The organism is Marinicella pacifica, assembly GCF_014636635.1.
Lineage (GTDB): Bacteria > Pseudomonadota > Gammaproteobacteria > Xanthomonadales > Marinicellaceae > Marinicella > Marinicella pacifica.
This window is the reverse complement of the sequence record NZ_BMEO01000003.1, coordinates 113,768-139,508: the sequence shown is the minus strand read 5'-3', so window position 1 is coordinate 139,508 and position 25,741 is coordinate 113,768. Positions and strand designations below refer to the sequence as shown.

The 25,741-nt window shown below is 45.9% G+C and carries 27 protein-coding genes and 1 tRNA gene; 4 read left to right on the top strand and 24 right to left on the bottom strand.

Going from position 1 to position 25,741, the window contains the following annotated elements; all coding sequences use genetic code 11:
• Window positions 1-5: 5 nt before the first annotated feature.
• The 20 genes from lepA to IEV16_RS04570 form a co-directional block, all read right to left on the bottom strand.
• Window positions 6-1,790, bottom strand: coding sequence for a translation elongation factor 4 (gene lepA, locus IEV16_RS04665; RefSeq protein WP_188364520.1), 1,785 nt, complete (start codon window positions 1,788-1,790; stop codon window positions 6-8).
• Window positions 1,791-1,952: 162 nt separating this feature from the next.
• Window positions 1,953-3,326: a Do family serine endopeptidase gene (locus IEV16_RS04660; RefSeq protein WP_229728253.1), complete on the bottom strand. Its 1,374-nt coding sequence runs from the start codon at window positions 3,324-3,326 to the stop codon at window positions 1,953-1,955.
• A 66-nt stretch (window positions 3,327-3,392) separates the two neighbouring features.
• Window positions 3,393-3,863: a SoxR reducing system RseC family protein gene (locus IEV16_RS04655; RefSeq protein WP_188364519.1), complete on the bottom strand. Its 471-nt coding sequence runs from the start codon at window positions 3,861-3,863 to the stop codon at window positions 3,393-3,395.
• Complete coding sequence (locus tag IEV16_RS04650; RefSeq protein ID WP_188364518.1) at window positions 3,860-4,456, bottom strand: sigma-E factor negative regulatory protein; 597 nt, start codon at window positions 4,454-4,456, stop codon at window positions 3,860-3,862. Before IEV16_RS04650 ends, IEV16_RS04655 begins: the two co-directional genes overlap by 4 nt.
• Entirely contained in the window at window positions 4,440-5,075 is a 636-nt protein-coding gene (gene rpoE / locus IEV16_RS04645) for an RNA polymerase sigma factor RpoE (protein WP_345258855.1), read from the bottom strand. Before rpoE ends, IEV16_RS04650 begins: the two co-directional genes overlap by 17 nt.
• Window positions 5,076-5,122: 47 nt before the next feature.
• A complete protein-coding gene (locus IEV16_RS04640) occupies window positions 5,123-7,663 on the bottom strand; it encodes a putative bifunctional diguanylate cyclase/phosphodiesterase (protein ID WP_188364517.1) in 2,541 nt (846 codons plus the stop codon).
• Window positions 7,650-8,147, bottom strand: coding sequence for a hypothetical protein (locus IEV16_RS04635; RefSeq protein ID WP_188364516.1), 498 nt, complete (start codon window positions 8,145-8,147; stop codon window positions 7,650-7,652). Before IEV16_RS04635 ends, IEV16_RS04640 begins: the two co-directional genes overlap by 14 nt.
• 3 nt (window positions 8,148-8,150) lie before the next feature.
• Complete coding sequence (locus IEV16_RS04630) at window positions 8,151-8,507, bottom strand: PilZ domain-containing protein (RefSeq protein WP_188364515.1); 357 nt, start codon at window positions 8,505-8,507, stop codon at window positions 8,151-8,153.
• 31 nt (window positions 8,508-8,538) lie between these two features.
• Window positions 8,539-9,513, bottom strand: coding sequence for a DNA polymerase III subunit delta' (holB, locus tag IEV16_RS04625; RefSeq protein WP_188364514.1), 975 nt, complete (start codon window positions 9,511-9,513; stop codon window positions 8,539-8,541).
• Window positions 9,510-10,142 carry a dTMP kinase gene (gene tmk, locus IEV16_RS04620; RefSeq protein WP_188364513.1) on the bottom strand — a complete coding sequence of 211 codons (633 nt, stop codon included), beginning with the start codon at window positions 10,140-10,142 and terminating at the stop codon, window positions 9,510-9,512. Before tmk ends, holB begins: the two co-directional genes overlap by 4 nt.
• On the bottom strand, window positions 10,132-11,145 hold the full coding sequence (gene mltG / locus IEV16_RS04615; RefSeq protein ID WP_188364512.1) for an endolytic transglycosylase MltG: 1,014 nt from the start codon (window positions 11,143-11,145) through the stop codon (window positions 10,132-10,134). Before mltG ends, tmk begins: the two co-directional genes overlap by 11 nt.
• 6 nt (window positions 11,146-11,151) lie before the next feature.
• Window positions 11,152-11,937, bottom strand: a complete 786-nt coding sequence (locus IEV16_RS04610) for an aminotransferase class IV (RefSeq protein ID WP_188364511.1) — start codon at window positions 11,935-11,937, stop codon at window positions 11,152-11,154.
• A complete protein-coding gene (locus IEV16_RS04605; RefSeq protein ID WP_188364510.1) occupies window positions 11,934-13,241 on the bottom strand; it encodes a chorismate-binding protein in 1,308 nt (435 codons plus the stop codon). The genes IEV16_RS04610 and IEV16_RS04605 overlap by 4 nt, the downstream gene beginning before the upstream one ends.
• Window positions 13,238-14,488, bottom strand: coding sequence for a beta-ketoacyl-ACP synthase II (fabF, locus tag IEV16_RS04600; protein ID WP_188364509.1), 1,251 nt, complete (start codon window positions 14,486-14,488; stop codon window positions 13,238-13,240). Before fabF ends, IEV16_RS04605 begins: the two co-directional genes overlap by 4 nt.
• A gap of 80 nt (window positions 14,489-14,568) precedes the next feature.
• Window positions 14,569-14,808 carry an acyl carrier protein gene (acpP, locus tag IEV16_RS04595; protein WP_188364508.1) on the bottom strand — a complete coding sequence of 80 codons (240 nt, stop codon included), beginning with the start codon at window positions 14,806-14,808 and terminating at the stop codon, window positions 14,569-14,571.
• 136 nt (window positions 14,809-14,944) lie between these two features.
• Window positions 14,945-15,682 (bottom strand): 3-oxoacyl-ACP reductase FabG, encoded by a 738-nt coding sequence (fabG, locus tag IEV16_RS04590; RefSeq protein WP_188364507.1) that lies wholly within the window; start codon window positions 15,680-15,682, stop codon window positions 14,945-14,947.
• A 16-nt stretch (window positions 15,683-15,698) separates the two neighbouring features.
• Window positions 15,699-16,670 carry a beta-ketoacyl-ACP synthase III gene (locus IEV16_RS04585; RefSeq protein ID WP_188364506.1) on the bottom strand — a complete coding sequence of 324 codons (972 nt, stop codon included), beginning with the start codon at window positions 16,668-16,670 and terminating at the stop codon, window positions 15,699-15,701.
• 11 nt (window positions 16,671-16,681) lie between these two features.
• The gene (locus IEV16_RS04580; protein ID WP_188364505.1) at window positions 16,682-17,623 is read right to left on the bottom strand and encodes a phosphate acyltransferase; all 942 of its coding nucleotides are present in this window, start codon (window positions 17,621-17,623) and stop codon (window positions 16,682-16,684) included.
• Between the two features lie 114 nt (window positions 17,624-17,737).
• Window positions 17,738-17,926: a 50S ribosomal protein L32 gene (rpmF, locus tag IEV16_RS04575; protein WP_188364504.1), complete on the bottom strand. Its 189-nt coding sequence runs from the start codon at window positions 17,924-17,926 to the stop codon at window positions 17,738-17,740.
• Between the two features lie 16 nt (window positions 17,927-17,942).
• On the bottom strand, window positions 17,943-18,449 hold the full coding sequence (locus IEV16_RS04570) for a YceD family protein (RefSeq protein WP_188364503.1): 507 nt from the start codon (window positions 18,447-18,449) through the stop codon (window positions 17,943-17,945).
• A 117-nt stretch (window positions 18,450-18,566) separates the two neighbouring features.
• Here IEV16_RS04570 and IEV16_RS04565 point away from each other — a divergent pair, with 117 nt between their 5' ends.
• The 4 genes from IEV16_RS04565 to IEV16_RS04550 all read left to right on the top strand — a co-directional run bounded on the left by IEV16_RS04565 (window position 18,567) and on the right by IEV16_RS04550 (window position 21,521).
• The gene (locus IEV16_RS04565; RefSeq protein WP_188364502.1) at window positions 18,567-19,148 is read left to right on the top strand and encodes an N-acetylmuramoyl-L-alanine amidase; all 582 of its coding nucleotides are present in this window, start codon (window positions 18,567-18,569) and stop codon (window positions 19,146-19,148) included.
• The gene (locus tag IEV16_RS04560; RefSeq protein ID WP_188364501.1) at window positions 19,129-20,010 is read left to right on the top strand and encodes an acyl-CoA thioesterase; all 882 of its coding nucleotides are present in this window, start codon (window positions 19,129-19,131) and stop codon (window positions 20,008-20,010) included. Before IEV16_RS04565 ends, IEV16_RS04560 begins: the two co-directional genes overlap by 20 nt.
• 6 nt (window positions 20,011-20,016) lie before the next feature.
• Window positions 20,017-20,898, top strand: coding sequence for a YitT family protein (locus tag IEV16_RS04555; protein WP_188364500.1), 882 nt, complete (start codon window positions 20,017-20,019; stop codon window positions 20,896-20,898).
• Between the two features lie 532 nt (window positions 20,899-21,430).
• Window positions 21,431-21,521, top strand: a tRNA-Ser gene (locus IEV16_RS04550).
• A 662-nt stretch (window positions 21,522-22,183) separates the two neighbouring features.
• Here IEV16_RS04550 and IEV16_RS04545 read toward each other — a convergent pair.
• Genes IEV16_RS04545 through IEV16_RS04530 form a run of 4 tightly spaced genes read right to left on the bottom strand, consistent with a single transcriptional unit; the run spans window position 22,184 to window position 25,740 of the window.
• On the bottom strand, window positions 22,184-23,368 hold the full coding sequence (locus tag IEV16_RS04545) for a glycosyltransferase family protein (RefSeq protein ID WP_188364499.1): 1,185 nt from the start codon (window positions 23,366-23,368) through the stop codon (window positions 22,184-22,186).
• A gap of 2 nt (window positions 23,369-23,370) precedes the next feature.
• Entirely contained in the window at window positions 23,371-23,952 is a 582-nt protein-coding gene (locus IEV16_RS04540; protein ID WP_188364498.1) for a MiaE family protein, read from the bottom strand.
• Between the two features lie 4 nt (window positions 23,953-23,956).
• Window positions 23,957-24,598, bottom strand: coding sequence for a response regulator (locus tag IEV16_RS04535; protein WP_188364497.1), 642 nt, complete (start codon window positions 24,596-24,598; stop codon window positions 23,957-23,959).
• 14 nt (window positions 24,599-24,612) lie between these two features.
• A complete protein-coding gene (locus tag IEV16_RS04530) occupies window positions 24,613-25,740 on the bottom strand; it encodes a sensor histidine kinase (RefSeq protein WP_188364496.1) in 1,128 nt (375 codons plus the stop codon).
• Between the last annotated feature and the right edge of the window lies 1 nt (window position 25,741).

The window sequence follows — 25,741 nt, the reverse complement described above, 5'->3', positions numbered from 1 at the left end:
GGTCTTTATTTATCAACTTTTAAAACCGCCAAAAAGGCTTCCTGCGGTACTTCTACCCGGCCGATTTGCTTCATGCGCTTTTTACCGGCTTTCTGTTTTTCCAGTAATTTTTTCTTTCGTGTGGCATCACCGCCGTAGCACTTGGCGGTCACATTTTTACGCAGGGCTTTGACCGTTGTGCGGGCAATAATCTGTGAACCGATGGCCGCCTGAATGGCAACATCAAACATTTGTCTCGGTATCAGTTCTTTCAGCCGTTCGGTGAGTTCACGGCCCCTTTGTTGGGCGTTTTCGCGGTGGGTTAAAATGGATAAAGCATCCACCCGTTCGCCATTGATTAACACATCCAGCCGAATAAAGGGACCCGCCTGGTAATGACTATGCTCATATTCAAAGGATGCATAACCCCGGGACACTGATTTTAAGCGGTCAAAAAAGTCCAAAACAACTTCACTTAAAGGCAAATCAAACTTCAATTGTACCTGCTTGCCCAAATAAACGATGTTTTTTTGCATACCACGTTTTTCAATACACAAGGTAATCACATTACCCACATAATCCTGAGGCAGTAAAATATTGGCACTAATAATCGGCTCCCTGATTTCTTCAAACATGTCCGGTAAGTCGGCGGGATTATCGAGTTTTTTGGTGGTACCGTCTTTTTGAACCAGTTCATACACCACAGTGGGGGCAGTGGTCACCAGATCTATGTCAAATTCACGCTCAATCCGTTCCTGTATCACTTCCATATGCAACATCCCCAGAAAGCCACAGCGAAAGCCAAAACCCAGGGCTGAAGAGGTTTCCGGTTCAAACACCAATGAAGCATCATTCAACTGCAGTTTTTCCAGGGCTTCACGCAGATCCTGATAATCATCTGCAGAGGTTGGGAACAGTCCGGCAAACACCCGTGGTTGAGATTCCATAAAGCCCGGCAGTGGTTTGTCAGCCGGATTTTTAGCGGTGGTGATGGTGTCACCCACAGGTGCACCGTGAACATCTTTAATTGAAGCGGAGACATAGCCGACTTCGCCGCATTCGAGGGCATTTTTTGGCGTTCTCTTGGGATTAAAAGTTCCCAGACCATCCACCAGTTGCTGTGTTTTGAGCGACATAATGGTGATTTTATCTTTCACTTGCAGCCGACCATTAAACACCCTAACCAAAGACACCACACCCAGATAATTATCAAACCAGGAATCAATAATCGAAGCTTGTAAGGGCGCTTCGGGATCACCTTTGGGTGCCGGCACTTTTTCAGCAATGGCTTCAAGCACGGATTCAATGCCCACACCGGTTTTTGCCGATACCAATAACGCCTCCGAGGCATCTATGCCAATCACCTCTTCGATTTCAGACTTCACCCGCTCCACATCCGCCGCCGGCAAATCAATTTTATTTATCACCGGAATTACCTCCAGACCCATATCAATGGCGGTGTAACAATTCGCCACTGACTGGGCTTCAACTCCCTGAGCGGCATCCACCACCAGCAAAGCCCCTTCACAAGCGGCCAATGAGCGGGACACTTCATAGGAAAAATCCACATGACCCGGTGTATCGATAAGATTAAACTGGTATTCCTGACCATTTTCTGCCCGATAACTTAAACGCACCGACTGGGATTTGATGGTGATACCCCGTTCACGTTCAATATCCATGCTATCGAGCACCTGATCCGCCATTTCCCGCTCGCTGAGACCACCGCACAGACGTATAAACCGGTCTGCCAGAGTTGATTTGCCGTGGTCAATATGGGCAATGATAGAAAAGTTACGGATATTCTTCATGAATTCAAGGGTCCAAAAACAGTCATAATTATCGAGGACAGACATGGTTTAAATGCAGCATCGACCTGAATAGCCGGCTCAAATTAACCACACACATTCCTGTCAAGAATGCAAAAACAACAAATCCCATGCAAATGATGGGATTTGTTGGCTATTTTATACTTATTCTGCGTTGCGTTCAATCACAATAAAGCGATTTGCCGGTCCTTGTTTAACGAGTAACACCAACGGCTCATCGTCTTTAAGCGCATCAATCGCATCACTGAAGTCAGACAGATTACTGATGGGTTTTTTATTGATTTTTTTAATCACATCACCCACCTGTAGTTGTGCCCGTTGCACCTCTCTGTCCGTGATGTCTGTAACAATCACACCGCTGCTTTCACCGGTGCGGTTTTTATCCTGGTCAGATAATTTACTGACAGAAAAACCAATGCCGGCTTGAACGTCCTCTGATTGTCCGTTTTCTCCGGCAACAACGGTTTCATCCAGCGCATCGAGTTTTGCGGTGATGCGTTTGTTTTTACCGTCCCGGAACACTGTCAGACTAACCTCTGTATTCGGTTGTACCATACCAACAATCGGTGGCAAGGTATCCGCGGTGCTGATTTCCTGTCCGTTGAATGCGACAATAACGTCACCCACCTGAATACCGGCTTTGTCAGCGGCACTGCCTTCAGACACTTGATTAACCAGGGCGCCGTGAGGTTTTTTCATGCCCATATAGTCGGCCATTTTCTGGGTCACATTTTCAATACCCACACCCAAAAGACCGCGTTTAACCACGCCATTTTCTTTTAACTGATCAACCACATTCATGGCCACATCAATGGGGATGGAAAATGAAATCCCCATATAGCCGCCGGTGTTAGAAAAAATCAGGGTATTGATGGCCACCACTTCGCCGTCCATATTGATTAACGGGCCGCCTGAGTTACCCCGGTTAATGGGCACATCGGACTGAATGTAGGGAATGTACTGTTGACCGCGTATGCGTCGCCCTTTGGCGCTGACAATGCCTTTGGTGACCGAATTTTCAAAACTCAACGGCGAGCCGATGGCCATCACCCATTCACCAATTTCTAAATCGCTGACTGAACCCACTTTCAGGGTCGGCAGATTTTTGGCATCAACTCTTAGTAAGGCCACATCACTGGCTTCATCTTCACCGATAATTTCAGCCTCTAATTCACGTCGGTCTTTTAAGGTTACGGTGATTTTATCAGCCCCGTCAACCACGTGGCGATTGGTTAAAATATAACCATCCGTTGAAATAATAAAGCCGGTACCTCCCGAAACACGGTCCCTGTTAGGCGGCGTGCCGGGATTGGGGATACCAAAAAAACGAAACAATTCATCGTTTGGCATGGCTTGACCCGGCTCTGTTTGTTCTGCATTTTCCCGTGCCCGAATATTGACCACCGCCGGCGCCGAATCTTTAACCAGTTGGGTAAAATCAGGCAATTGAGCCGCTGACAATTGCGGAACCATGGTCATCAAACTTAACATCAATAAGATGGCAAATCGTTTTTTCATAAGTTTCTCCTGAGATGATATTAAACGTACTTATAGACTGTCCGGCATAAAACAAGTGCCGGAGATTTACAAAATCGTGACTTTTGGCAGGGTGGGCGGTGGCTTGTGTTGTTTTATTTTAAACCGCAACAACACCCACAATATTGCCAGCAGTAAACCACAAAATGCACCGACATCGGTGGGCAGATGAAACTGTACAGCCATAAAATGTCCCCCGGTCATGGCCGCAATCATCACCAGCAAGGGCAGCACATAAAACTGAAAACCACCGGACAATAGAGTGCTGTCATTCATTTGCATGCCCACTTGCTGCCCCACCTGACGTTCCGAAGAATCCTCAGAAAATAATAAATGGGGGTTAACAAAATGAACGCCTTTTTCATGACGATAAATCCGAAAATGGTTGTCTTCAAAAGAAAACAGTTTTAATAAGGGCCGGTGACATTGACCGGTGCACCCCTGGCAGCCGGGCTGTTTAATTAATTGTAAATCCACCCATTGTGGTGACCTTGCCACAATGGTGGCCCACCTGATCATTCGTCCGTATAAAGATTGGATTGGTTTTGAATGCTTTGCTGAACCGGTAAGCGGTTACTGGATACCCGGTAATAAATCGGCATCACTGTCTGGGTGTTTTTATCCATGATGTAGTGTTGTACCTGAGGTGTTAAGTCAGGATAACGGGTGTATCGGGGCTTTTGCTCTACACGGGCTGTCATGGCATTGGGTGGGTTAATCAACTGGTGAGGCGTTTTTGCGTATTCAGGCACGTTGACATCGGAATAACCGGTCTGGAAGGCATTCTGGTTGAAGGAAATCACTGCCACCAATGCCACAGAAGCGGCTATGGCAGAACCTGTCAGGGCTTTTAACCAGCTGCGCGATGGCTTATTGGCAGGCTGTACTGTCGCGCTCTCAACTTGCAATTTTTGCACCACACGACTGCCCAGGTTGTACATCAACGGTGCTTCATGATCTTGCTGGACAGCAGAACGTAATAAATGGTAATGGTGCCAGCTTTGACGAAAATGGCCATCATGTTGCATGCGTTTGAGTAAAAAACGGCTACAATCACGGGACAGCTCACCATCCATCAATTGGGACATATTTTGTTTAGATTGATCTGACATGTTCTTGCTTTGTTTGCTCTCTGTCTAAAAGGGGTCTTAAGGCCTGATCAATGGCATCTCGCGCCCGAAAAATTCTCGAGCGTACGGTGCCGATCGGACAAGCCATTTCTTCAGCGATCTCTTCGTAACTTAAACCATCCACTTCACGCAGAATAATCGCTGTTTTCAAATCTTCCGGCAACTGACTGATGGCTTTCGACATCACTTGTTCCAGTTCTCCACGTGCATAGACCGCATCTGGCGTGTCTAAGTTCCTGTGTGCCTCGTTGCTACTGAAGGCTTCGGCCTCTTCATAATCAACCTGCGTATTCTGGATACGTCTGGATTTGGCCACCAGGTGATTTTTTGCGGTGTTGATGGCAATTCGATACACCCAGGTGTAGAAAGAACTGTCACCACGAAATCGCGGTAAAGCCCGGAAAACTTTAATGAACACTTCTTGTGCCACATCTTCAATTTCACTGCGGTCTTTGACTAATTTGGCAATCACATTGGCAACCCTTTGCTGGTAGCGATTAACCAACATTTCAAAGGCAGCCATTTGGCCTTTCTTGGCCTGCTCCACCAACTCAGCATCGAGGGTTTTCTCGGACATTTTAGTGTTGTCGTCTTGTTTCATTCATGTGCCTGTTTGGACTCAATCCCGGTCCGAAAAGTTCACGCCATCTAATAATTTTTTAAGATTTGCGCGCGTTGATCAAGAATATCTTCAATTTTTGTTGCCGGTAATGGCCGGCTAAACAAATACCCCTGAAAATAATCACATCCTTTGTGACTTAAATATTGACGTTGGCTCTCTGTTTCAACACCTTCTGCCACAATAAAATGGCCTACCCGCTTGGCCATATCGATGGTCGCATCCAGAATGGCTTCATCATCAGGACTCAAACCGATGTTTTTCACAAAAACCTGATCAATTTTGAGTGTTTTGGCCGGAATTTTGCGCAAATAATCCAGGGTTGAATGACCGGTACCAAAATCATCAATGGATAAAGTACAGCCCATATCCACAATGCGATTGAACATCACCAAGGCATCTTTCACACTTTTGAATTTTTCACTTTCGGTGATTTCAAAATCCAGATATTTGGCCTGGATACCGGTTTGATTGATGACATAGCTTATTCGGTCAATCAAACGGTTATCATTTAATTGTATGGGCGAGAGGTTGATGGACATGGTCAGCGGCAATTCATACCTGGTCTGCCAGGCTTTCAGACATCTGGCTGCTTTTTCAATGACCAGCAAGCCTATTTTGTGAATGAGGCCCGATTGCTCTGCCAGAGGCACAAATAAACCCGGGCTGATAATCCCCAGTTCCGGATGCTGCCAACGAACCAGGGCTTCAAAACCGGCAATGTCTTCGGTTTTGGCATCAATTTTGGGTTGATAATATACATCAATTTGATCAGATTCGATGGCCTGTTCCAAATTTTTAACCATTTCCTCGCTTTGTTTGGCTTGTTCGCCGTCCAATTCAGTTCGATAGATGGAATATTGGTTTTTACCGTTTAATTTAGCATCGTACAACGCCACATCGGCATGTTTAATTAACGTGTTGACCAGCTTTCCATGATCCGGATACACTGCAATGCCCAGTGAGATGGTCAGTTTTATCTCGCTGCCATCTGCCAGGGTCACCGGTTCGGCCACAGATTTAAGAATACTGTCAGCCACTTTTTTAATGTTGTCTGCACTGACATGGCGGTTTAACAACAACAAAAACTCATCACCGGCATAACGGGAGGCCACCCCGAAATCACCGACAATGTCTTTGAGAATTTGGGCTACGTTTACCAAAACCTGGTCGCCCACATCATGTCCCAAAGAGTCATTGATGACTTTAAAACGATCTAAATCCAAAAAAACAACTGCCAAAGACTGTTTTCTCTGGGCCGCCTGTTCAATGGATTTTTCAATGTGTTTGATGATGTATCGGCGATTGAGCAAATTCGTGAGCACGTCATACTGACTTTCCGACTCATGAGAATGCTGCAACATTTTAAAGGCCATGGTCGCCCGGTAATGCTCGACCAGTTTACTGAACAATAATTTCAGGTGTTGCCACCGTGGGAAAGCCCGCTCCCCGCCCAGCACCAGAATCGCCTGTTGGTGTTTATTGACCCGACAATTGAACACCATTATCGATTCAACATCATTCATGGTGATAAATTCGTCACCGGGAATGTGCTGGCTGGCCTGTTCACTCAAAGTCAAGGTGCGCTGGGTTTTGAGTTTTCTAAAAATAAAGTCATGATTTGACTCAATAAAATGATGGGCATGATTGCTTTTAGAGTAATCAAACACAATATTTTGATACTTTTGTTTTCGGCCTTTGGTGAGCATAAAACAAAAATCAAATTCAGCCCACAGTACCATTTGTTTTAACAGTTCTTCCGACCGCTTTGTAACAAAATCAAGAAGCCTGATTTTGTCTAAAAAATACAGCATCTTCTGACGAAACACATGTTCACTCTGATCATGACATTCGATCAGGTAATGAGGTACCCCGTTAAAATTAAGATAAAAAGCACACAATTTGACCGGGAAAGATACACCATTCATACTCCATTTTGATTGAATCTCCAGTTGCCCTTTCTCGTTCAGCTCTGATTGATATCGATTAATCTTATCCTGCTGATCTTGTGCCAGATAGTCCACCCATATCTGTCCCAGCAGTCTTTTCTTGTAAATCTGAAACTGCTTTAAAAATGTCTCATTCACCGCCACAATTTCCTGTGATTTGGCATTCACCAACAACAGGGGTAAACTACTTGCCTGAAAAGCCCCTTGCCGATAGGTTTCCAGTTCAACGATCTGTTTGGTCTGATCAACTAAATCAGTCAGCCTCACCAGCTGATTGTGATTCAAAGGTGAATACAGCAAATGACTGACCGATTGTATAATCTCACGATAATGCGCATAATCCAGGCGCATGTCCTCATCCACCAAAGCGACCACGGTTAAACCGGAATGATTTTTTTGAAGCCGAGACAATTGCTGGGTGTTTTTAATCCAACGACTCGATAATTCAACCGCCAACAAACCGACATCCAGGTTTTCATCACATAATAAATCTTGCATTTGTGATAAGTGACTGGCTGTCAGTATCTGTTTCACATTTAAGCCGTCAAAAAAATTAAAAAACTTTAACCGGTCTTCTTTATGAGAACAGGCAATAATAAGGCTTTGCTTAGTTAAGTTCATCGGCGCTCACCCAACGTCCATCCCGTAATACGAAATTACCATCGAGACCGGTGTTAAATGACACCTTGTGGGCCATGTCACTAAAAAAACCATGTGCTTGATCTCGGGGAAGAATAAATAAAAACTTAACCGGATGGGTCGAATCCGGTCTGTTCTCATTAAAAAACATTTTACATTGTAACCAGCTGTCCTTGTCAATTACGGGAAACACGAACACAGAAAAGTGTTTTCGTGCCAAAGCAAATTTAAACGCATCTTTAAAGAGTTCAGTTCTCGGTGGTGGCGGTTCAGAACTCTTGATATTTATCAGACCCCGACCGTTTTCCCATACATAAAGCGCCCAGCCGGTTTTTAATGTGATAGCTTTAAGGCTGTTGCGCAAGCCTGAGATATTATTTTTTTCAACATAAAGTATACGCTCAGTTTGACGTATTTCTTCTTCAAGATGAGACAGTTCATGACCGTTTAACAGATCACGCATCATTAATCACAATGTCAATGTGGCAATATCTTCGCCGTTATAAGGTGCCAAAATGCTGTGTATTTTGGTTTTGATACTGTCCATATCACTGTTGTCATTAAATTGAACACCAATGCCCTGCACACGAGAACCCTGAGCGCCCGTGGGGGTTATCCACACCACTTTTCCGGTCACCGGCATGCGCTCATCGTCATCCAGGGTTAATATCAGAAAAACCTCATCACCCATCCGATAGTTTTTGTTGGTTTTAACAAATAAACCGCCATTTTCTATAAACGGCATATAATGCTGGTGTAATTGGGCTGCACCCTGAATATTGAGTGACAATATGCCTTTTTTGGCCATACCGGCTGAAAATGCCATAATCCTTACCCCTGTGTTTGTGTGGTGTCTTTTATGAGACCTGCCTTTGCTTGACCTTAACCAACATGGACTCAATCAATAACCGGGTCTTTGTTTGGTTATTTAAGTTTACCATAATTGTATTCATTAATTGACAGAAATTTAGCAACAAACCGCTGCCGCAAGGCTGCTTAAAAAACCATTGCCGCAGGTCGTGTGACCATTGAAAAGCCTCCGACTGCGGTCGGTGCTCCTCTTTGAGCCAATGTAAAAACAAGGTCTGTAACAAAGGCCAATGATTGGCTTTAACCTCTTGATCAAGCTGTTGTGAAACCACTGTCAAAGATTGCCGGTCATCCAAATATGCCAACATAGAACTCATGTGAGATGCTAACTGTGACACCACATCTTCATCAATCAGGCGGGCAATTTGTAATGGTAATCCGGGACTCAGCGCCCACAATTGCGCCAGTTGGTCTGCCGACAAGTCCGGTTTTTGCTTTTGCAGCCAGTTTTTAACCGCCGGGTATTGCTCAGCCCGACATTGCAACTTTAACTGCAAACAACGCGAACGGATGGTTGGTAATAAATAATGAGCCCGATCCGTTTCAAGAATCAGCAAGCTGCCGGCAGGTGGTTCTTCCAACACTTTGAGCAGTGCATTGGCCGCTGCGGTGTTCATGCCATCGGCTTGTCTGATAACCGCCACTTTATGAGGAGCACTGTGGGCTGTGGCGGTAAAAAAACGCACCAGTTCCCGAATCACAGCAACTTTAATCAGATTTTTTTCAGGCGCCACCAAAATCAAGTCCGGATGCTGTCCGGAGCCGTAAATTCGACAACTTTGACATTCACCACAGGGCTCGGGTTTTGGCGCGCGGCACAGCAACTCAGCCACAATCGCACGGGTCATGGCAGATTTACCAATGCCTTGATTGCCTTCAATGATTAATGCCTGTGGCTGACGATTAGCGGCCAGTTGCTGATGCCATTGATCCAAAGCCGGTTGTAACCAGGGGTAAATCATGATACGACCCGATTTCTGTGTTGTTCAAGCACGTCGATAATTTGTTCTTTAACAGCCTGTTCAGATACATTCGCATCTATGGTTTTGATGCGATCAGGGTAACGGCTCTGGCGTTGTTTGTAACCTGCCTGAATCCGCTGAAAAAAATCAACATCCTCTTGTTCAATGCGGTCCTTTTCAGAACGCTGAGAAGCCCGCTGCAAACCCACAGCTGGGGCCACATCCAGCCACAAAGTTAAATCCGGCTGACAATCGCCTACGGTCAGTTTCTCCAGTTGTTCAATCAAGCCCAGATCAAGTCTGCGTCCAAATCCCTGGTAGGCAAAACTGGCATCCACAAAACGGTCTGAAATAACCCATGTGCCTTGACGTAAACTCGGTTCAATGACTTTTTTAACATGTTCATGACGGGCGGCAAACATCAGTAACAATTCACTCATGGGCTCTAAGTGCTCGGCGTGTAATAAAATATCGCGTATCCGCTCGGCGGTTTCTTCACCACCGGGTTCACGGGTCACGATAAACGGCACCTGCCATTGCTCTAACTGGCTTTTGACGGTTTCCAGTGCGGTGGTTTTGCCGGCACCTTCTGATCCTTCTAAGCTTATGAATCGGGCTTTATTGTTCATTTTGTTTCTTTAAATACTGTTTCACGGCTTGCTGATGTTGTTCATAGGTTTCACTGAATACATGACCCCCATCACCACTGGCCACAAAGTACAATTCCTGACCTGTATTGGGTTGACCGGCCGCAAAAATGGAATCCCTGCCTGCCATAGCAATGGGTGTCGGTGGCAAACCGTGGCGTGTGTAGGTGTTGTAAGGCGTGTCGGTACGTAAATGCTGATAGGTGATATCACCGGCGTATGTTTTTCCAGCACCGTAAATCACCGTTGGATCAGTTTGTAATCGCATATTTTTTTTCAGACGGCGATTAAAAACACCGGATATCACCGTGCGTTCTGAATCCACAGCAGATTCTTTTTCAATAATGGATGCCAAGATTAGCAGCTCATAAGGTGATTTTAATGCCAATTCAGGCTGCCGTGCTTGCCAGGCTTGATCCAATACCTTCTGCAAAGATCGGTTGGCGCGCTGCAGTAACTGTAAATCGCTGTCCTCACGGGTATAGTGATAGGTCTCGGGAAGCAACTGACCTTCCATCGACAGCGTTTGAAGGCCCAATAAACCGGCAATCTGGGCTTCTGACTTATCTGTCAGTAAACGGTTTTTAAGCGACAGGGCGCTCAATTGTTGCGCCACTTGTTGCCAGGTTTGACCCTCAACAACCGTCCAGGCATATTGTATCACCCGGTTCTCGGCAATCGCATCCAGTAAACTGCGGGGCGTGTCCTGACGGGTAAATCGGTATTCACCACTTTTCATTTGACTTTGGTATCCCTGCCAGCGGCCCAATATTTGCCATTGCCAGGAGGCGCCATGACCGTTGTTTTGTTTAATTTGGCTGATCAGCTGGCTGTAATAACTGCCGGGTTGAATTTCAATGCGGGTTTCATCGGTATTGAAAACCGGTGTGCTGAGAAATTGTTCATAGCGATAATAGGCATGAGCTGCCGCCAACGACAAAACAACCGCTGCACCAAGCATGAGTTTTATAATAAATGATTTCATCTGCAATCAGTCAATCAGTTGTTGCCATAATCGGCTTATTCTATCGCAGATTGGGTGATTAGTCTGAAACTTAGCCAGCGTTTTTATTGAAGATACCGTCCGAAAACCGTGAACGGCATTGGCAGTCATTATCGCGTCAGCCTGTTTAATATCGGTCAAATCCAGGCGTTTGGTTTCGATCGGCAATTGCTCATTTAACCAGCTCAGTGCCACACCGTTCACCCCGCAATCTTGTGTGTCCGGGGTGTAAAGTTGTCCGTCTTTGACAACCAGCAGATTCTGGCAGGTGGTTTCAATCACATCACCCCTTTGGTTACAAACCAACAAATCATCTACGTGCCGGCCATTTAACTCAGCGGCAATCAGTATTTGTGGTAAACGGTTGAGGTGTTTTAAGCCCTTTAACAAAGGTTGTGGTGACAAATGGCGGCCGGCCAATCCCAAAATTTGCGGTCCGCCTTGTGCCTGAAAAGGGAATCGGCTGATAAGCCAGTGCGTGTCACGACTGACTGGCGGATAACCGCGTTGCGACTGCTGACGAAATACAGTCAATCGCAGCACTGACTGATCATAATCTGTCTGTTCGTTAATACAATTTTCGATGGATGTAAGATCGCTTAAGTCCATCTGCAAATAAGCCAGAGATTTTTGTAAACGCGCTACATGCCAGGGCCACAAAGCCACCCGCTGGCTTTTGTATCGCATGGTTTCAAAAACCCCGTCCCCATACATTAAACAGCGGTTTTCCCACTGGCTGATGTCACCGGTATTAAAGGAGGCGCCGATAATCATCCGTTCAGGGCCCGAATCATGCCTTGTGCTTTGTGCTCAGTTTCTTCGGTTTCTCTGTGCGCATCAGAATCATGAACAATTCCCGCACCAGCATTAAATTGAACCATTGTGCCCTGTAAAGAAAGGGTGCGAATCAGGATATTAAAATCCGATTGACCCTGGTGGTTGATATAACCAATACTCCCGGTGTAAGCACCTCTCGGACGCTGTTCAATTTCGGCAATAATCTGCATACAGCGTATTTTAGGGCAGCCGGTGATTGTACCACCCGGAAACAAGGCTTTAATCACCGCTGATAAGCCCACATCTGTTCGCAACCGACCCTGCACATTTGACACGATGTGGTGCACATGAGGGTAGGTTTCTACCACCATCAATTCATTCACTTGTACCGATCCCGGCTCACAGACCCGACCGATGTCATTGCGCTCTAAATCAACCAGCATAATGTGCTCAGCCTGCTCTTTATCATCTGATATTAAACGTTTAATCTGCAGACGATCGGCTTTTGAATTATGACCCCTCGGATGGGTACCGGCTATGGGGCGGGTACTGACACAGCCATTATTAACATTAAACAAGCGTTCGGGCGATGAACTGACAATGGCCCATTCGCGGTACTGAAACAGGGCGGCAAAGGGGGCCGGATTGGTTTTTTTTAAGCGTGCAAATAAACCGGCAGCACTTGGATTGCTGTCCTGGCTGTGATAAAGCCATTGACGCGACAGATTGGCCTGATAAATATCACCGCGACGTATATACTGCTGACAGGTTTCAATGCCCCGATGAAACAATTGGGCTGATTCAAGCTGTTTCAAATAATAAGTATTGTGTACCAAAACACCGGTATTTAGTCTTTTGATACGGTTTTTAATTGCATCAACAACCTGTTGAGATTGTCCGCTGATAAAGGCTGTTTGGGTGACTCGATCAATCACGACAGCACCTGCACAAAGAATGGCGGCAGCCAAAACCTGCTGCGGGGGCAACGAGAGTTTTGGTTGCCAGCAATTGACCGCTTCATAAGAAAAATACACCAGCCAACCGTGCTCAAAGGGCAGCTTTGATGGCTTAGATGAAGGCTGTTGATCTATGACCGTCAGCAAATCAATCAACTGGTCTGCATTATAAGCCACCCGGGTTTGTAGTGGTGCGGCAAAAAGAATGTCATACCGGGCATTCATACCTTCACCCGACTGGCTTTCTAATAGACCGGGAAAAAAATCCTTATCGCTGGCAGCCAGATGAATACAGGAAGGCGGAACCTCAAGGCGTTCTATCACCGGTGGGGGCGATTCAGTCATTCATGACCGGCAAATTTTTTAAAGACAACTGAGCCGTTCGTGCCGCCAAAGCCAAACGAGTTGGACATCACCGCATTGATATGGGCTGATCTGGACTGATTGGGCACATAATCCAAATCACAGGCAGGATCCGGGTTATCCAGATTAATGGTGGGCGGCAGCATCTGGTCTTTTATCGCCAAGACACTGAAAATGGCCTCTATACCACCGGCGGCACCCAATAAATGACCGGTCATGGATTTGGTGGAACTCACCGCCAGATGATAGGCCTGGTCACCAAAAGTCATTTTCACTGCATCACTTTCACCCACATCACCCTGAGGCGTTGATGTGCCATGGGCATTGATGTAATCAAAGTCGGTTTTAGCCAATCCCGAATCTTTGATGGCATGGGTCATGCAACGGGCGGCACCTTCACCGCCGGGTGACGGTGCGGTCATATGATGCGCATCTGAGCTCATGCCAAAACCAACCATTTCCGCATAAATTCTGGCTCCCCGGGCTTGAGCATGCTCCAAGGTTTCCAGCACCAAAACCCCGGCACCATCACCCAATACAAACCCATCCCGTTCCTGATCCCAGGGCCTGGAGGCTTTGGTGGGCTCATCGTTACGTGTGGACAAGGCTTTAGATTGCGAAAAACCACCAATCGCAATCGGCGTTGAAGCATATTCCGCCCCACCGCAGATCATGACATCAGCATCACCATATTGAATACTGCGATAAGCCATGCCAATGCTGTGGGTGGCCGAACTGCAGGCAGACACCATCGCCAGGTTGGGACCTTTTAATCCGTATTTGATGCTTAGATTACCCGAAGCCATATTGATAATGGTACTGGGAATGAAGAAAGGTGAAATTCTTCTCGGCCCTCTTTCCAGCCAGGTTTCGGTGGTTTCTTGAATACCCAAAATACCACCAATACCGGCGCCCACATAGACACCGATGCGCTCGGCATTGGCCTCAGAAACTTCTAATCCCGCATCCTCAATGGCATCGGTACCGGCGGCCATGGCATAGTGAATAAAAGGATCCATTTTTTTGGCATCCTTGGCTGACAGGTATTTTGACACATCAAAATCTTTCACTTCACCGGCAATTTTTGCCGCAAAGTCAGTGGTGTCAAAGTGACTGATAGGGCCAATTCCACTGACGCCGTTTAAAATATTATCCCAGGCTGTTTTTAACTGGTTTCCCACCGGCGAGACAATTCCCATGCCGGTCACCACCACTCGACGTTTTTGCATAGTAGTCCCCATAAATAATTTGCACAAATAAAAAAAGCCACGGTTTAACGCGGCCTTTAATAGGTTACGCTGTGAACAACTTAAACGTTCGCCGTGACGTAATCGATGGCTTGTTGAACAGTGGTGATTTTTTCGGCATCTTCTTCAGGAATTTCACATTCAAATTCTTCCTCCAAAGCCATCACCAATTCAACCGTATCCAAAGAATCCGCCCCCAAGTCATCGACAAATGAAGCGCTGTTGTTTAATTCTGATGCACTGACATCAAGGTCCAACTGCTCAACAACAATTTCTTTTACTTTATTTTCAATGTCACTCATGTGTTCATTACCTGTCTTTAAAAAATTATATTGTATGCAAGCTTCACTGATTTTTCCACCAATAAATGTCCCCAGCTTAGCTAAAAACCACTATTTATTTCAAACGTCTGTTTATGACCGATGAACTTGACCGTGATTAAGCCATATACATGCCACCGTTGACATGCAAGGTTTCGCCTGTGATATAACGACCTGATTCCGCAGCCAAAAACAACACCGCCCGGGCAATGTCATCGGTTTCACCCAGCTTTTGCAATGGAATTTTATCCAATAAGGCGGTTTTTTGGTCTTCCGGCAAATCAGCCGTCATATCGGTCTGGATATAACCCGGCGCCACCACATTAACGGTGATACCACGCGCACCCACTTCCTGAGCCAGTGCTTTTGAAAAGCCGATTAATCCGGCCTTGGCTGCGGCGTAATTGCTTTGACCGGCGTTACCCATTGAACCAATCACTGACCCAATGTTAATGATGCGGCCGTTGCGCGTCTTCATCATGCCGCGAATAAACGCTTTGCTCATACGGTAAATGGCCGATAAATTGGTGTCCAGAACCCGCTGCCAATCGGTGGCTGACATGCGCATTAACAATTTATCTTCTGTAATTCCGGCATTGTTTACCAGAATCTGCGGCAAGCCGCTGGCCTCTTTTAAGCCCGTCACCAGCTGCTGAACACTGTCATCATCGGTGACATCCAACACCCGCCCCTGCCCGCCGTAGGCAGATAAATAGTCACTGATGGCGCCGGCACCGGATTCACTGGTGGCTGTTCCAATCACAACTGCACCGGCTTGGGCCAGTGTTTCAGCGATGCTTTTACCGATGCCGCGACTGGCGCCGGTAACCAAAGCCACTTGTTGTTCTAATTGCATAACTTCTCCTTTAAAATCAGTATTTTATTAAGGCAGAACCCCAGGTAAATCCACCACCAAAGGCTTCCAGCAATAGCACTTCACCCCGTTTGATTTTCCCTGAACTGATGGCCTCATCCAAAGCCAGACCCACCGACGCTGCCGACGTATTTCCGTGTTTATCCACCGTCACAATCACCTGATCCATATCCATGTTCAGTTTTTTGGCGGTGGCGGCAATAATTCGCAAATTGGCCTGATGGGGGATTAACCAATCCACATCTGATTTTTTCATGTGGTTGGCCTTTAATGTCTGGGTGACAATTTTGCCCAAGGTCAAAACCGCTGTTTTAAACACCTCATTGCCTTTCATGCGGATTTTTAAACCACCATTGGGTTCATTTTTCAACCCACTGGATACGCCCACGGTGGCATTCAGTAAATCATCATGTGAGCCATCGGCATGTAAATGGGTGGATAAAATGCCGGGCTCTTGTGAGGGTTCTAAAATAATGGCGCTGGCACCGTCACCAAATAAAACACAGGTCGCCCGGTCCGTCCAGTCCACCATTCTTGTCAGGGTTTCAGCACCAATCACCAGCGCTTTTTTATGTTGGCCGGTCTGAATAAATTTATCCGCCACACCAAGGGCATAAATGGAACCGCTACACGCTGCATTCACATCGAAGGCGGTGATGCCCGGACAACCCAGGGCTTTTTGAACCAAACAGGCGGTACTGGGAAAAACCAAGTCCGGGGTGGTGGTGCCCACCACAATCAAATCCAGTTCATCTGCGGTCATATTGGCCCGTTGCAAAGCTTGTTTCGCCGCTTGAACAGCCAAGGTCGAGGTCGTTTCTCCGTCAACCGCCACATGCCGCTGTTTAATACCGGTGCGATCCTGAATCCATTGATCATCCGTATCAACCATCTTTTCCAGATCGGAATTAGTCAAAATTTTCTCGGGTAACGCGCTACCGGTACTGCTTATGCGTGCATATGTTCTCATTCTTCGTTCTCTTATCGGGCGACTTTAAAGGTGTTAACGTAATTTGTGGTGCGTTGCAAAGCATGGAAGAAAGCATCAGCCCCAGAATGCCCGTGTGATTTCACCACCAAACCGTCTAATCCAAGCAATAATGCCCCATTATATTGTGCCGGATTTAAATTAACAGTTTTAAATCCCGGTATCCACCGTCGCCAACCCAGGCGACGGTTTTGATGCTGTATGCTTTTTATCAATCCCTCACAGGCTTTTAAGGTGATGTTCCCGACAAAGCCATCGCAGCAAATCACATCATAGCGGCCGTTGAATAAGTCACTGCCTTCACAAAATCCGCTGTAATTGTGCGGCGATTGCTGTAACAGATGATCGGCTTGCTGAATGGTGTCATGGCCTTTAATGTGTTCGGTACCTACATTTAACAAAGCCACTTCAGGGTTTTTTAAACCGGGTATTAAGCGAGGTGCCATCTGCACACCCAATTCGGCCAAATTATAAAAATCCTGGGCCCGGTATTCCAGACTGGCCCCCACATCTAAAAGCAAGGTGGGTTTGGGCTGACCGGGCAAAACTGTGGCCAATGCCGGTCTTTCAATGGGGCGCATCAGTTTTAACCAGTATTTCGCAAATGCCACCAGTGCACCGGTGTTACCCGCCGATAAGACAGCATCAGCCCGGTTTTCCTGTATGGCTTTGATGGCCATCGACAAACTGCTGTCCTGCTTGTTGCGCAAGGCCGCCAGTGGGCTTTCGGACATCATGATTTGTGAAACACACACTTCGGTTACCCAATTATCGGGTAACTGTCCGGCTTTTTGTTTGAGCTGTTGGGCAAAAGGCGCCGCCACAAAAACCAATAGGTCAACGGCAGGGTTTTTTCTGGCAAATTTAAGCACGGCATTAAACCGGTCTTCAACCGGTGTATCACCGCCCATCAAATCGACTGCCACACACACCATTTTAAAAGCCCCAAAAACACAAAGGGCAAATCACTGATTCACCCTTTGATGCGCTCAATTTTGCCTGATTAACCGCGACATCCACGATCCAATAATTACCAGGCATTCGGTTAATTATTCTTCGATAACCGGCTCAAACTGAATCACTTCTTTACCCCGGTAAAAACCTTCAGGACTGACATGGTGTCGTAAGTGGGTTTCACCGGTTTCCGGCTCAACAGATAAAGTACGTGATTTTAATTTGTCATGAGCACGTCGCATACCTCGTTTGGAAGGGGTTTTTCGACTTTTTTGTACTGCCATCTTAGGTTCTCCAAAATTATTTTAAATCTTTTAACACGGAAAATGGATTTTCTCCGCCGCTTTCCGGTTCATCAGCATCATCGCTGAGGTATTTACTGTCTAATTTGGCTCCGGTTTTATTCGGGTAATCCGGAATCAATAATAATATTTCGTCTTCCACCAGTGCCTTGGGGTCAACCAACATGTCTTCAACCCATGTGGCCAGTACATCCGGCGGTAGTTTGGCTTCATCTTCCACTTCACTGATAAAACCAACTGTACTTACATTTTCAATGGTGTAAGTAAATGGCTCTAAACTGCGCTGACAGATTAATTCTAAATCACCTTTGACCTTAATGATTGCTTCACCCAGAACTGTTTGCGATGTCTGAAACTGAATAGCATATTCAATCAAACTGTCTTCACTGTGCAACAGTTCATGTGGCATCCTCTGCAGATCGGATAATTTAATTTGACCTGACAATTGCCAGCGGTTTCTCACCGCAGCATTTAAATCAATGGATTCTGGTAGTGACTGAGCCATAGCCGGCGAATTCTAAAGGTTTTTAATAACTAATGCAAATGCTATAACATTTTTTTATTGCAGCCAAGCACTGCCTGCATAATTTTGATAAAATCACGGCTTTTATGCAAGCGTCGAGTGAAGATTCATCCACAAAAACTCAGCTATGATTCACGGCTTTATAAACGCCCTTTGACGGCCATCAATCTACTGGTGATTCATTGCACCGAATTACCGGACCTGGCCATGGCTCGGGAATATGGAGAAAAGATATTATACGACAGTGGAACCGGCAACAGCGGTCACTTTTACATTGATCGCAACGGCAAGGTGTACCAATGGGTGTCGCTGGATCGGGTGGCGCACCATGTTAAAGACCATAACCAGAACAGTGTCGGCATTGAACTGGTGAACACAGGCCGATACCCCAACTGGTACCACAGCGACCACCAAAACATGAAAGAAGCCTATCCGGATCAACAAATTTCTGCATTAATTCAACTGATTCAATACCTGAGCCGTCAGTTGCCGGCCTTACAACACATTGTGGGCCATGAAGATTTGGATCAACGCAGAATTCCGGCCGAGGACAATCCGTCTCATACCATCTTGCGTAAAATGGATCCGGGCCCTCTGTTTCCTTGGCAAACTGTGATGCAAAGCACCCGTCTAATTAACATTGGAAGCCATGCGATAAATTATGACCAATCAAGACAATGACATCGACACCCTGTTGCAGTATTTTGCACTGGAAACCCTGGAAGTAAACCTGTTTCGCGGACAGTCTTTAGACATCGGTACCGGCCGAATCTTTGGTGGTCAGGTTTTGGCGCAGTCCCTCAAAGCCGCTTATTCCACCACCCGGGAGCATCAGGTCCACTCCCTGCATGCTTATTTTCTGCGTGAGGGTGATTGCCATAAGCCGGTGATATTTGAGGTTGAGCGGGTGCGTGATGGCCGCACCTTCAGTAACCGCCGGGTTTCTGCCATTCAAAATGGCAAAACCATTTTGATTATGTCTTGTTCTTTTCAAAAACTTGAATCCGGCTTTGATCATCAGGCACCGATGCCCGATGTCCCAGGCCCTGACGAACTCACCGAAAAGACCCTGATACCCATTGATAAAATTCGCCAGTTGTCACCCCGCATGCGACGCACCCTAACCACCCAAGGGCCGTTTGAGTTCCGTTTTGTTAATGACGTGGATCCTTTTGACGAAACCCCAAAAAAACCCATAAAACGAATTTGGTTTCGGGCACGTTCTCCGTTACCGGATGATCAAGTGGTGCACCGAACTTTATTAACCTTTGTCTCTGATTACCACCTGGTATCCACCGCCACCCTGCCCCACGGGATTTCTTATCTGGATCCACGCTTACAATTTGCCAGCCTGGACCATGCCATGTGGTTTCACCGCCCATTAAAAATTGATGACTGGTTATTATACGATTGTGACAGCCCCAGCGCATCTGAGGCACGGGGCTTTGCAACCGGTCATGTTTTTGATATTAATGGAAAATTAGTGGCGTCCACGGCACAACAAGGTTTGATGAGACTCTGGGACAAACCCGAAAATACTTAAACCAACATGAAACCACAACGCATTTTTTGGCTTGAAGAAAGCAAGAATTTTCTGAAGATTCTGATCGGTTCGGCACTTATGGCCGCTGCCATTTCCTTGTTTTTAGTGCCTGCCAAAATTTTAACCGGCGGGACACCCGGAATGGCCATGATTATCTATTTTCTCAGTGATATATCGATGGGTGTGGCCATGTTGCTGGTGAATATCCCTTTACTGATAGCCGGTTTTCATTTTCTCGATCTAGGCTTTGCCATCCGCAGCATTATAACCATGATAATCACAGCTGTTTTAGTCGATGTAACAGCGGCGTACGTATCCTTTCCTGTGCTTCACAGCTTATTATTATCAACCTTGTACGGCGGCATTTTAGCCGGCATCGGCATTGCTTTGGTGCTCAAAGCCCAGGCTTCTGCCGGTGGCACTTCGATAGTCGCCCGAATTCTTGCTCAATATACCACCATAAGACCCGCCCAAACGGTGCTGTTTATGGATTTGATTATACTGATCACCGTGGGTTTTATCTTTCGCGATATGGAACAACTGCTGTGGAGTATGATCAGTATTTACGTTACCGCACAAGTCATTGATAAGCTGCTCACCGGCGGTGTCAGTGAAAAAATCGTTCACATTGTCTCACAACAATACCGCGAAATCAGCCAAGCCATTAACCAACAACTTCACCGTGACGGTACCGTGATATCGGGCACCGGATTCAATCAAAATCAGAACAAGCACGTGTTGTTTGTGGTCGTCCATGCTCGCCGTATTCCACAACTCAGAAGCCTGGTTAAAGCCATTGACCCCGGTGCCATCATGGTGGTTATTGAAGCCTCAGAAATCATGGGCAGCAGTCGAATCATCCAACAATTACAAAACAGTCAAAAATAAAGCATGTCCTATGATTTAACAATCACTGTTCCATTTACAAACGAAAACAGGTATAATCCACAACCCTTGCGGTGAGGTGTCCGAGTGGTTGAAGGAGCACGCCTGGCGTCGGCAGACCATCACATCAAAATTCATTGCGGTTTAAATCCGCAGGATTTAAGAAGCGATGAATTTTCACATCAGCTTGTGTATAGGTTAATAGCTTATCGAGGGTTCGAATAGTTTGCCCGGAGCAAACTATCACGCAAGCCCCGAAGGGGTGAATCGCAGGGACGCGATGAATAAAAAAATGTCAGGAACATTTTTTGACGCCGCAGGCGCACGAAGTGGCAAATACAGGACGTATTTGATCCATCCCTCTCGACACATCATTTTAAAATTCATACAAGACAACCCTATAATATAAAGTTGAATTGACAGTTATAAAACAACTGAGTTGACCAATTTTTAAAAAGTATCAAATCAAAACCCTACGATTTAACAATCATTGTTCCATTTATCAACGAAAACAGGTAAAATCCACAACCCTTGCGGTGAGGTGTCCGAGTGGTTGAAGGAGCACGCCTGGAAAGTGTGTATAGGTTAATAGCTTATCGAGGGTTCGAATCCCTCTCTCACCGCCATTAAATATCTGATTCAATCAGCTATTTAATGGCGCTGGTTGAGGGTGAGAACCCGAGCTGGTTCGAAAATTTTGTCTGGAACAAAATTTGACGCCGAAGGCGCACGAAGTGTGAAATACAGGATGTATTTCATCCATCCCTATGAATAACCCCTCCGTATTCACATTTTTTAAAAAACTTATGAATATGTAAACAAAATGAATTGACTGTTCGAGAGGGCGAGCATCTGAGTCGGTTCAAATAGTTTGCCAGGAGCAAACTATCACGCTAGCCCCGAAGGGGTGAATCACAAGGATGCGATGAATAAAAATTCTTCTGGAAAGAATTTTACGCTATACATCCCTGTATATCGCCCTACGGGTTACATGAAAAAATTTTCCCGAAATTTTTTTGACGCCAAAGGCGCACGAAGTGTGAAATACAGGATGTATTTCATCCATCCTCTCCACAAATTCATCCCAACTAATCCGCCTCAGGCAACTTAAAAGGGTGTGTTCTTGGGACTTCATTCACTTTTGTTCCCGACAAAAGTGAAAGCGGCCACAGCGAACACTTCGTATAACTTCGTGCTATTCGCCTCTGATTCGCTACGCTCACCAACCGGCTCGGCGGGTCGTGCTGCTCAGCAGCACTCCATGTTGACTGATCGAGAGCTTATCCCTCTAATGTGGCACAACCAACCCCTCAGTCAACGCCCAAAAAGAGTCCAATTCCCGAAGCGCATCCAACGTCTGTCTTGGCCAATTGATCTCCAAAGCATGCACGGTTTTTAATAGTTTAAACGCATCAAACCATTCAATCACAAACTGCTGCCAGCGCTTAGCTGTTTTGGTTTGTCGCAAGGTTTTATGTAAAAGCAGCTCAATGTTCCAAAAATTATTAATAATGATGTTATCGGGCAAAACTTTCTTTTCATAATAATCATATAGTTGCTGATACCAGGTTTTTATATCGGCAAATATCTGTGGATGATAAAAACGTGACGTTTTAACTGAGTTTTTCATTTTCAGTAGAGCCGGCCCCGTACCAAATGGCACCCGGTCCGATAACCTGCTTTTAATCTGAATCACCGGCTTGTCTGGTTGGGCGATTGGGCCTGTTTTGGTTAATTTATTCAGCACATAAAAATCCTCACCACCACTGCGTATCGGAAATCCGCGTACCTTGGCATACGCATCAGCTTGAACAATCAGGCAGCTACCGAGTGGAATGTAATCATACGGCGAGCCGATAAAGCGCATGGCTTGCTGATAATACCTTAATTTAAAATCATACAGTGTCTGCCATTGATTGATTTCCGGGTCATGGCTACTATGCTGAAAAGCCAAACTGTAGGCAGCATACTTTGTATCTACCGCCACCTGAAAATAATCAGGCGGCAATACCACATCGGCATCGGTGCTGTGAATCCAGCGACTTTTGATGGCTTGTTGATCAATTAACTGCAGGGCTGAATCTGCGGCCATTTTTCGGGCTAAACCCACGCCTTGGTTACCATCAAACGGCTGATCATTAAAATCCAGCAACCAGATATCGTGGCAATTAAAAGACAAAAAATAACCTTTTGCCGTTTGCCTGACCGAATTGGCTTGTTGACATAAGTGATTGATTAATTGTTTATTTAGTCGCTGCCAGTGACTGCTTTTAGGGTGATTATCAGGTCGATTAATACAAGCGACGATTAAATATCGGTCACCTTGAATCCCGCTGATGAGCTGTTGCAGACAATCAGATGTCTCACCACAAATGGGTACGATTAAAACATGCTGCCAGACTTGATAACAGTCAGTCGACAGATTAACGGCATGACCGTAGTTCGCAAGGTAAGTCTGAAAGGAGGGTTGCACCGTTAGTGAACGGCAGCTCTTAAGGGTAAGTTATTGATTATCTCAGCTTCAGCATCCAACAGTTCATCCAATCGTGCCCTCACCTCAGTTTCATCAAAATACTGCAAAGCCAAATCCATAAATAAGGTGTAATGTCGGTATTCAGCACGGGCTAAGCGCTGATAAAAATCTTTTAGTTTTGCGTCCTCAAGGGCTTCACCCACCAGATGAAAGCGCTCATGACCACGTTTTTCGACAATACTAAAAATCAGCAACCGGTCTAACAAATAGGCTTTTTTGCCTTTGCCCATGTGCTTTAACAGGGCTTTAATATACGGATCTTTTTCATCATTGTCTTGTTGCAAGCCTTTGGCCAGCATAATTTTAATCACTTCCCGAAAATGCGCCATTTCTTCCATAGCCAGATCGATCATGCCACGGATTAAATCCGGTTTATCGGGGTAATGTTGTACCATCGACATGGCCAGAGCCGCTGCTTTGCGCTCACAGGCAGCGTGGTCTTTTAAAAAGGCATCAAAATCAGCTAAAGCCACTTTCACCCAATGCGGTGATGTGGTGGCTCTTAGTTCAAATTCATTATTCATAACTTTAGATTAAACCTAATTCAAGTGCCTTTAACACGGCACGGGTGCGATCCCGGACACCGAGTTTAGATAAGATATTGGACACATGGTTTTTAACCGTACCTTCAGCCACAAAGATTGAATTGGCGATTTCTTTATTACTGTAACCACCGGCCATTAAACGTAAAATCTCAGTTTCCCGGTTGGTTAATGGATCAGGGCGCTCAAGGCTCATGAATTCATTTTTCAGGCCTTCCACACTGTCCAGTATTTTTTCAGTAATCTGCGGACGAACAATGGTTTTACCGGCGGCCACCTGTTTAATGCCTTCCACCAATTCTTCAAGCGGCACATCTTTGAGTAAATACCCTTTGGCACCGGCTTTGACCCCGGCCAGGATTAATTCTTCGTCGTCAAAAGTGGTGAGAATAATGGTCGGTGGAAGTTGTTGGGTTTTTGCTAATTCATGCAAAACATCCAAACCTGACATGCCCGGCATGCGCATATCCAACAGCACCACATCCGGTTTAATTTCGGGAATCATTTTAACCGCTTCCTGTCCGGAGCGGGCTTCACCAATTACTTCGATGTCATCGGCCAGTTCCAACAAAGCCTGAACACCTTGTCGCACAAGATTTTGGTCATCGACCAGTAGTACTTTTATCATTTTCTCTCTCCCGTTTATATTGGAAAGGTTAAGCGCACACAGGCACCGTTTTTATCATTGATTTCAAAGGTTCCGTTCATAATCGCCACCCGTTCCTGAATGCCTTTTAATCCATTGCCAAATGACTTGTCACCCAATCCCAAACCGTCATCACGCACACTCAGAATCAATTGTTGGTCTTGAGTGCACAGCTTAACCCATAATCGGTGGGCTTTGGCATGTTTTAAGGTATTGGTAATTAATTCCTGGGTGCAGCGCAATAAGGTTTGCGCCAGCCGCGGATCTTCCACCATCAACTCATCCGGTATGTCTTTATTCACTTTTAACCCCGGTAGGTCATTCAACAGTTCATCAATGGCCTGACCCAAGTTTAACGTACCGCTTTGTCTGAACTGCCCCACCACTTCACGCACGTCAGCCAGCAACAGGCGTGCGATGGACTGAGATTTTTTGACATAGCTTTGCGGCTTGCCTTCGGTCAAATGACTGGCAGCTTCTAAATTAAGGGTTAAAGCGGTTAAATGATGGCCCACCAGATCATGTAATTCCCGTGATATCCGCAAGCGTTCATTGATACGGGAACTGTCCGCCAATAGCACTTGCGTGGCTTTAAGTTCGGTGTTTAATAACCGCAGTTGTTCTTTATCATGCTGCTGTTTAAAAGCCGTCAAAGAGATGATAAAAGAAAACACCGACACCCCGAGGTAAACAAAAAACAGCACATATTGAAAGGTCGGGTTATTCAATTCCGCACCGATGTAACCAAATTGAAGACCAATCAATAAGTTATAAGCTGCCAACACAAATAAACTCAAGCCCACCGGAAACAGCCAGGGTAATAATACTGAGATAATTAAGGCGTAGAAAATACCGGTGGCACTGTCAGTAATGTGATTAATCACCAGCACAAAAACCACCATCATAATCACCGCCAACCAGCCGCTGGTGTTGTACAGACTGTTTTTAAAATTTAAAGTGGCCAGCCAAAATACCACGCCAAAACTGATGTGGGCCAAACCATACACCAAAAATGGCCGGGTTATGACTGAATCATAATGCAAAACCAGAGGAATCGACAGGCTGAGCCAAATAATCAGCCCCGCCAGTCGAATCAATTGTATATGGCTATAACGCAGTATCAAT

Coding starts and splice junctions, on each gene's coding strand:
- IEV16_RS04570 (WP_188364503.1), bottom strand. CDS start 18,449: ATGGCTCAGTCACTACCAGAATCCATTGATTTAAATGCTGCGGTGAGA.
- tmk (WP_188364513.1), bottom strand. CDS start 10,142: ATGAACAATAAAGCCCGATTCATAAGCTTAGAAGGATCAGAAGGTGCC.
- mltG (WP_188364512.1), bottom strand. CDS start 11,145: ATGAAATCATTTATTATAAAACTCATGCTTGGTGCAGCGGTTGTTTTG.
- fabG (WP_188364507.1), bottom strand. CDS start 15,682: ATGCAATTAGAACAACAAGTGGCTTTGGTTACCGGCGCCAGTCGCGGC.
- IEV16_RS04580 (WP_188364505.1), bottom strand. CDS start 17,623: ATGGTGTGTGTGGCAGTCGATTTGATGGGCGGTGATACACCGGTTGAA.
- IEV16_RS04640 (WP_188364517.1), bottom strand. CDS start 7,663: ATGAACTTAACTAAGCAAAGCCTTATTATTGCCTGTTCTCATAAAGAA.
- rpoE (WP_345258855.1), bottom strand. CDS start 5,075: ATGAAACAAGACGACAACACTAAAATGTCCGAGAAAACCCTCGATGCT.
- acpP (WP_188364508.1), bottom strand. CDS start 14,808: ATGAGTGACATTGAAAATAAAGTAAAAGAAATTGTTGTTGAGCAGTTG.
- IEV16_RS04555 (WP_188364500.1), top strand. CDS start 20,017: ATGAAACCACAACGCATTTTTTGGCTTGAAGAAAGCAAGAATTTTCTG.
- rpmF (WP_188364504.1), bottom strand. CDS start 17,926: ATGGCAGTACAAAAAAGTCGAAAAACCCCTTCCAAACGAGGTATGCGA.
- IEV16_RS04610 (WP_188364511.1), bottom strand. CDS start 11,937: ATGATTATCGGCGCCTCCTTTAATACCGGTGACATCAGCCAGTGGGAA.
- fabF (WP_188364509.1), bottom strand. CDS start 14,488: ATGCAAAAACGTCGAGTGGTGGTGACCGGCATGGGAATTGTCTCGCCG.
- IEV16_RS04560 (WP_188364501.1), top strand. CDS start 19,129: ATGACCAATCAAGACAATGACATCGACACCCTGTTGCAGTATTTTGCA.
- IEV16_RS04535 (WP_188364497.1), bottom strand. CDS start 24,598: ATGATAAAAGTACTACTGGTCGATGACCAAAATCTTGTGCGACAAGGT.
- IEV16_RS04540 (WP_188364498.1), bottom strand. CDS start 23,952: ATGAATAATGAATTTGAACTAAGAGCCACCACATCACCGCATTGGGTG.
- IEV16_RS04585 (WP_188364506.1), bottom strand. CDS start 16,670: ATGAGAACATATGCACGCATAAGCAGTACCGGTAGCGCGTTACCCGAG.
- IEV16_RS04660 (WP_229728253.1), bottom strand. CDS start 3,326: ATGAAAAAACGATTTGCCATCTTATTGATGTTAAGTTTGATGACCATG.
- lepA (WP_188364520.1), bottom strand. CDS start 1,790: ATGAAGAATATCCGTAACTTTTCTATCATTGCCCATATTGACCACGGC.
- IEV16_RS04630 (WP_188364515.1), bottom strand. CDS start 8,507: ATGGCATTTTCAGCCGGTATGGCCAAAAAAGGCATATTGTCACTCAAT.
- IEV16_RS04650 (WP_188364518.1), bottom strand. CDS start 4,456: ATGTCAGATCAATCTAAACAAAATATGTCCCAATTGATGGATGGTGAG.
- IEV16_RS04635 (WP_188364516.1), bottom strand. CDS start 8,147: ATGATGCGTGATCTGTTAAACGGTCATGAACTGTCTCATCTTGAAGAA.
- IEV16_RS04605 (WP_188364510.1), bottom strand. CDS start 13,241: ATGACTGAATCGCCCCCACCGGTGATAGAACGCCTTGAGGTTCCGCCT.
- IEV16_RS04655 (WP_188364519.1), bottom strand. CDS start 3,863: ATGATCAGGTGGGCCACCATTGTGGCAAGGTCACCACAATGGGTGGAT.
- holB (WP_188364514.1), bottom strand. CDS start 9,513: ATGATTTACCCCTGGTTACAACCGGCTTTGGATCAATGGCATCAGCAA.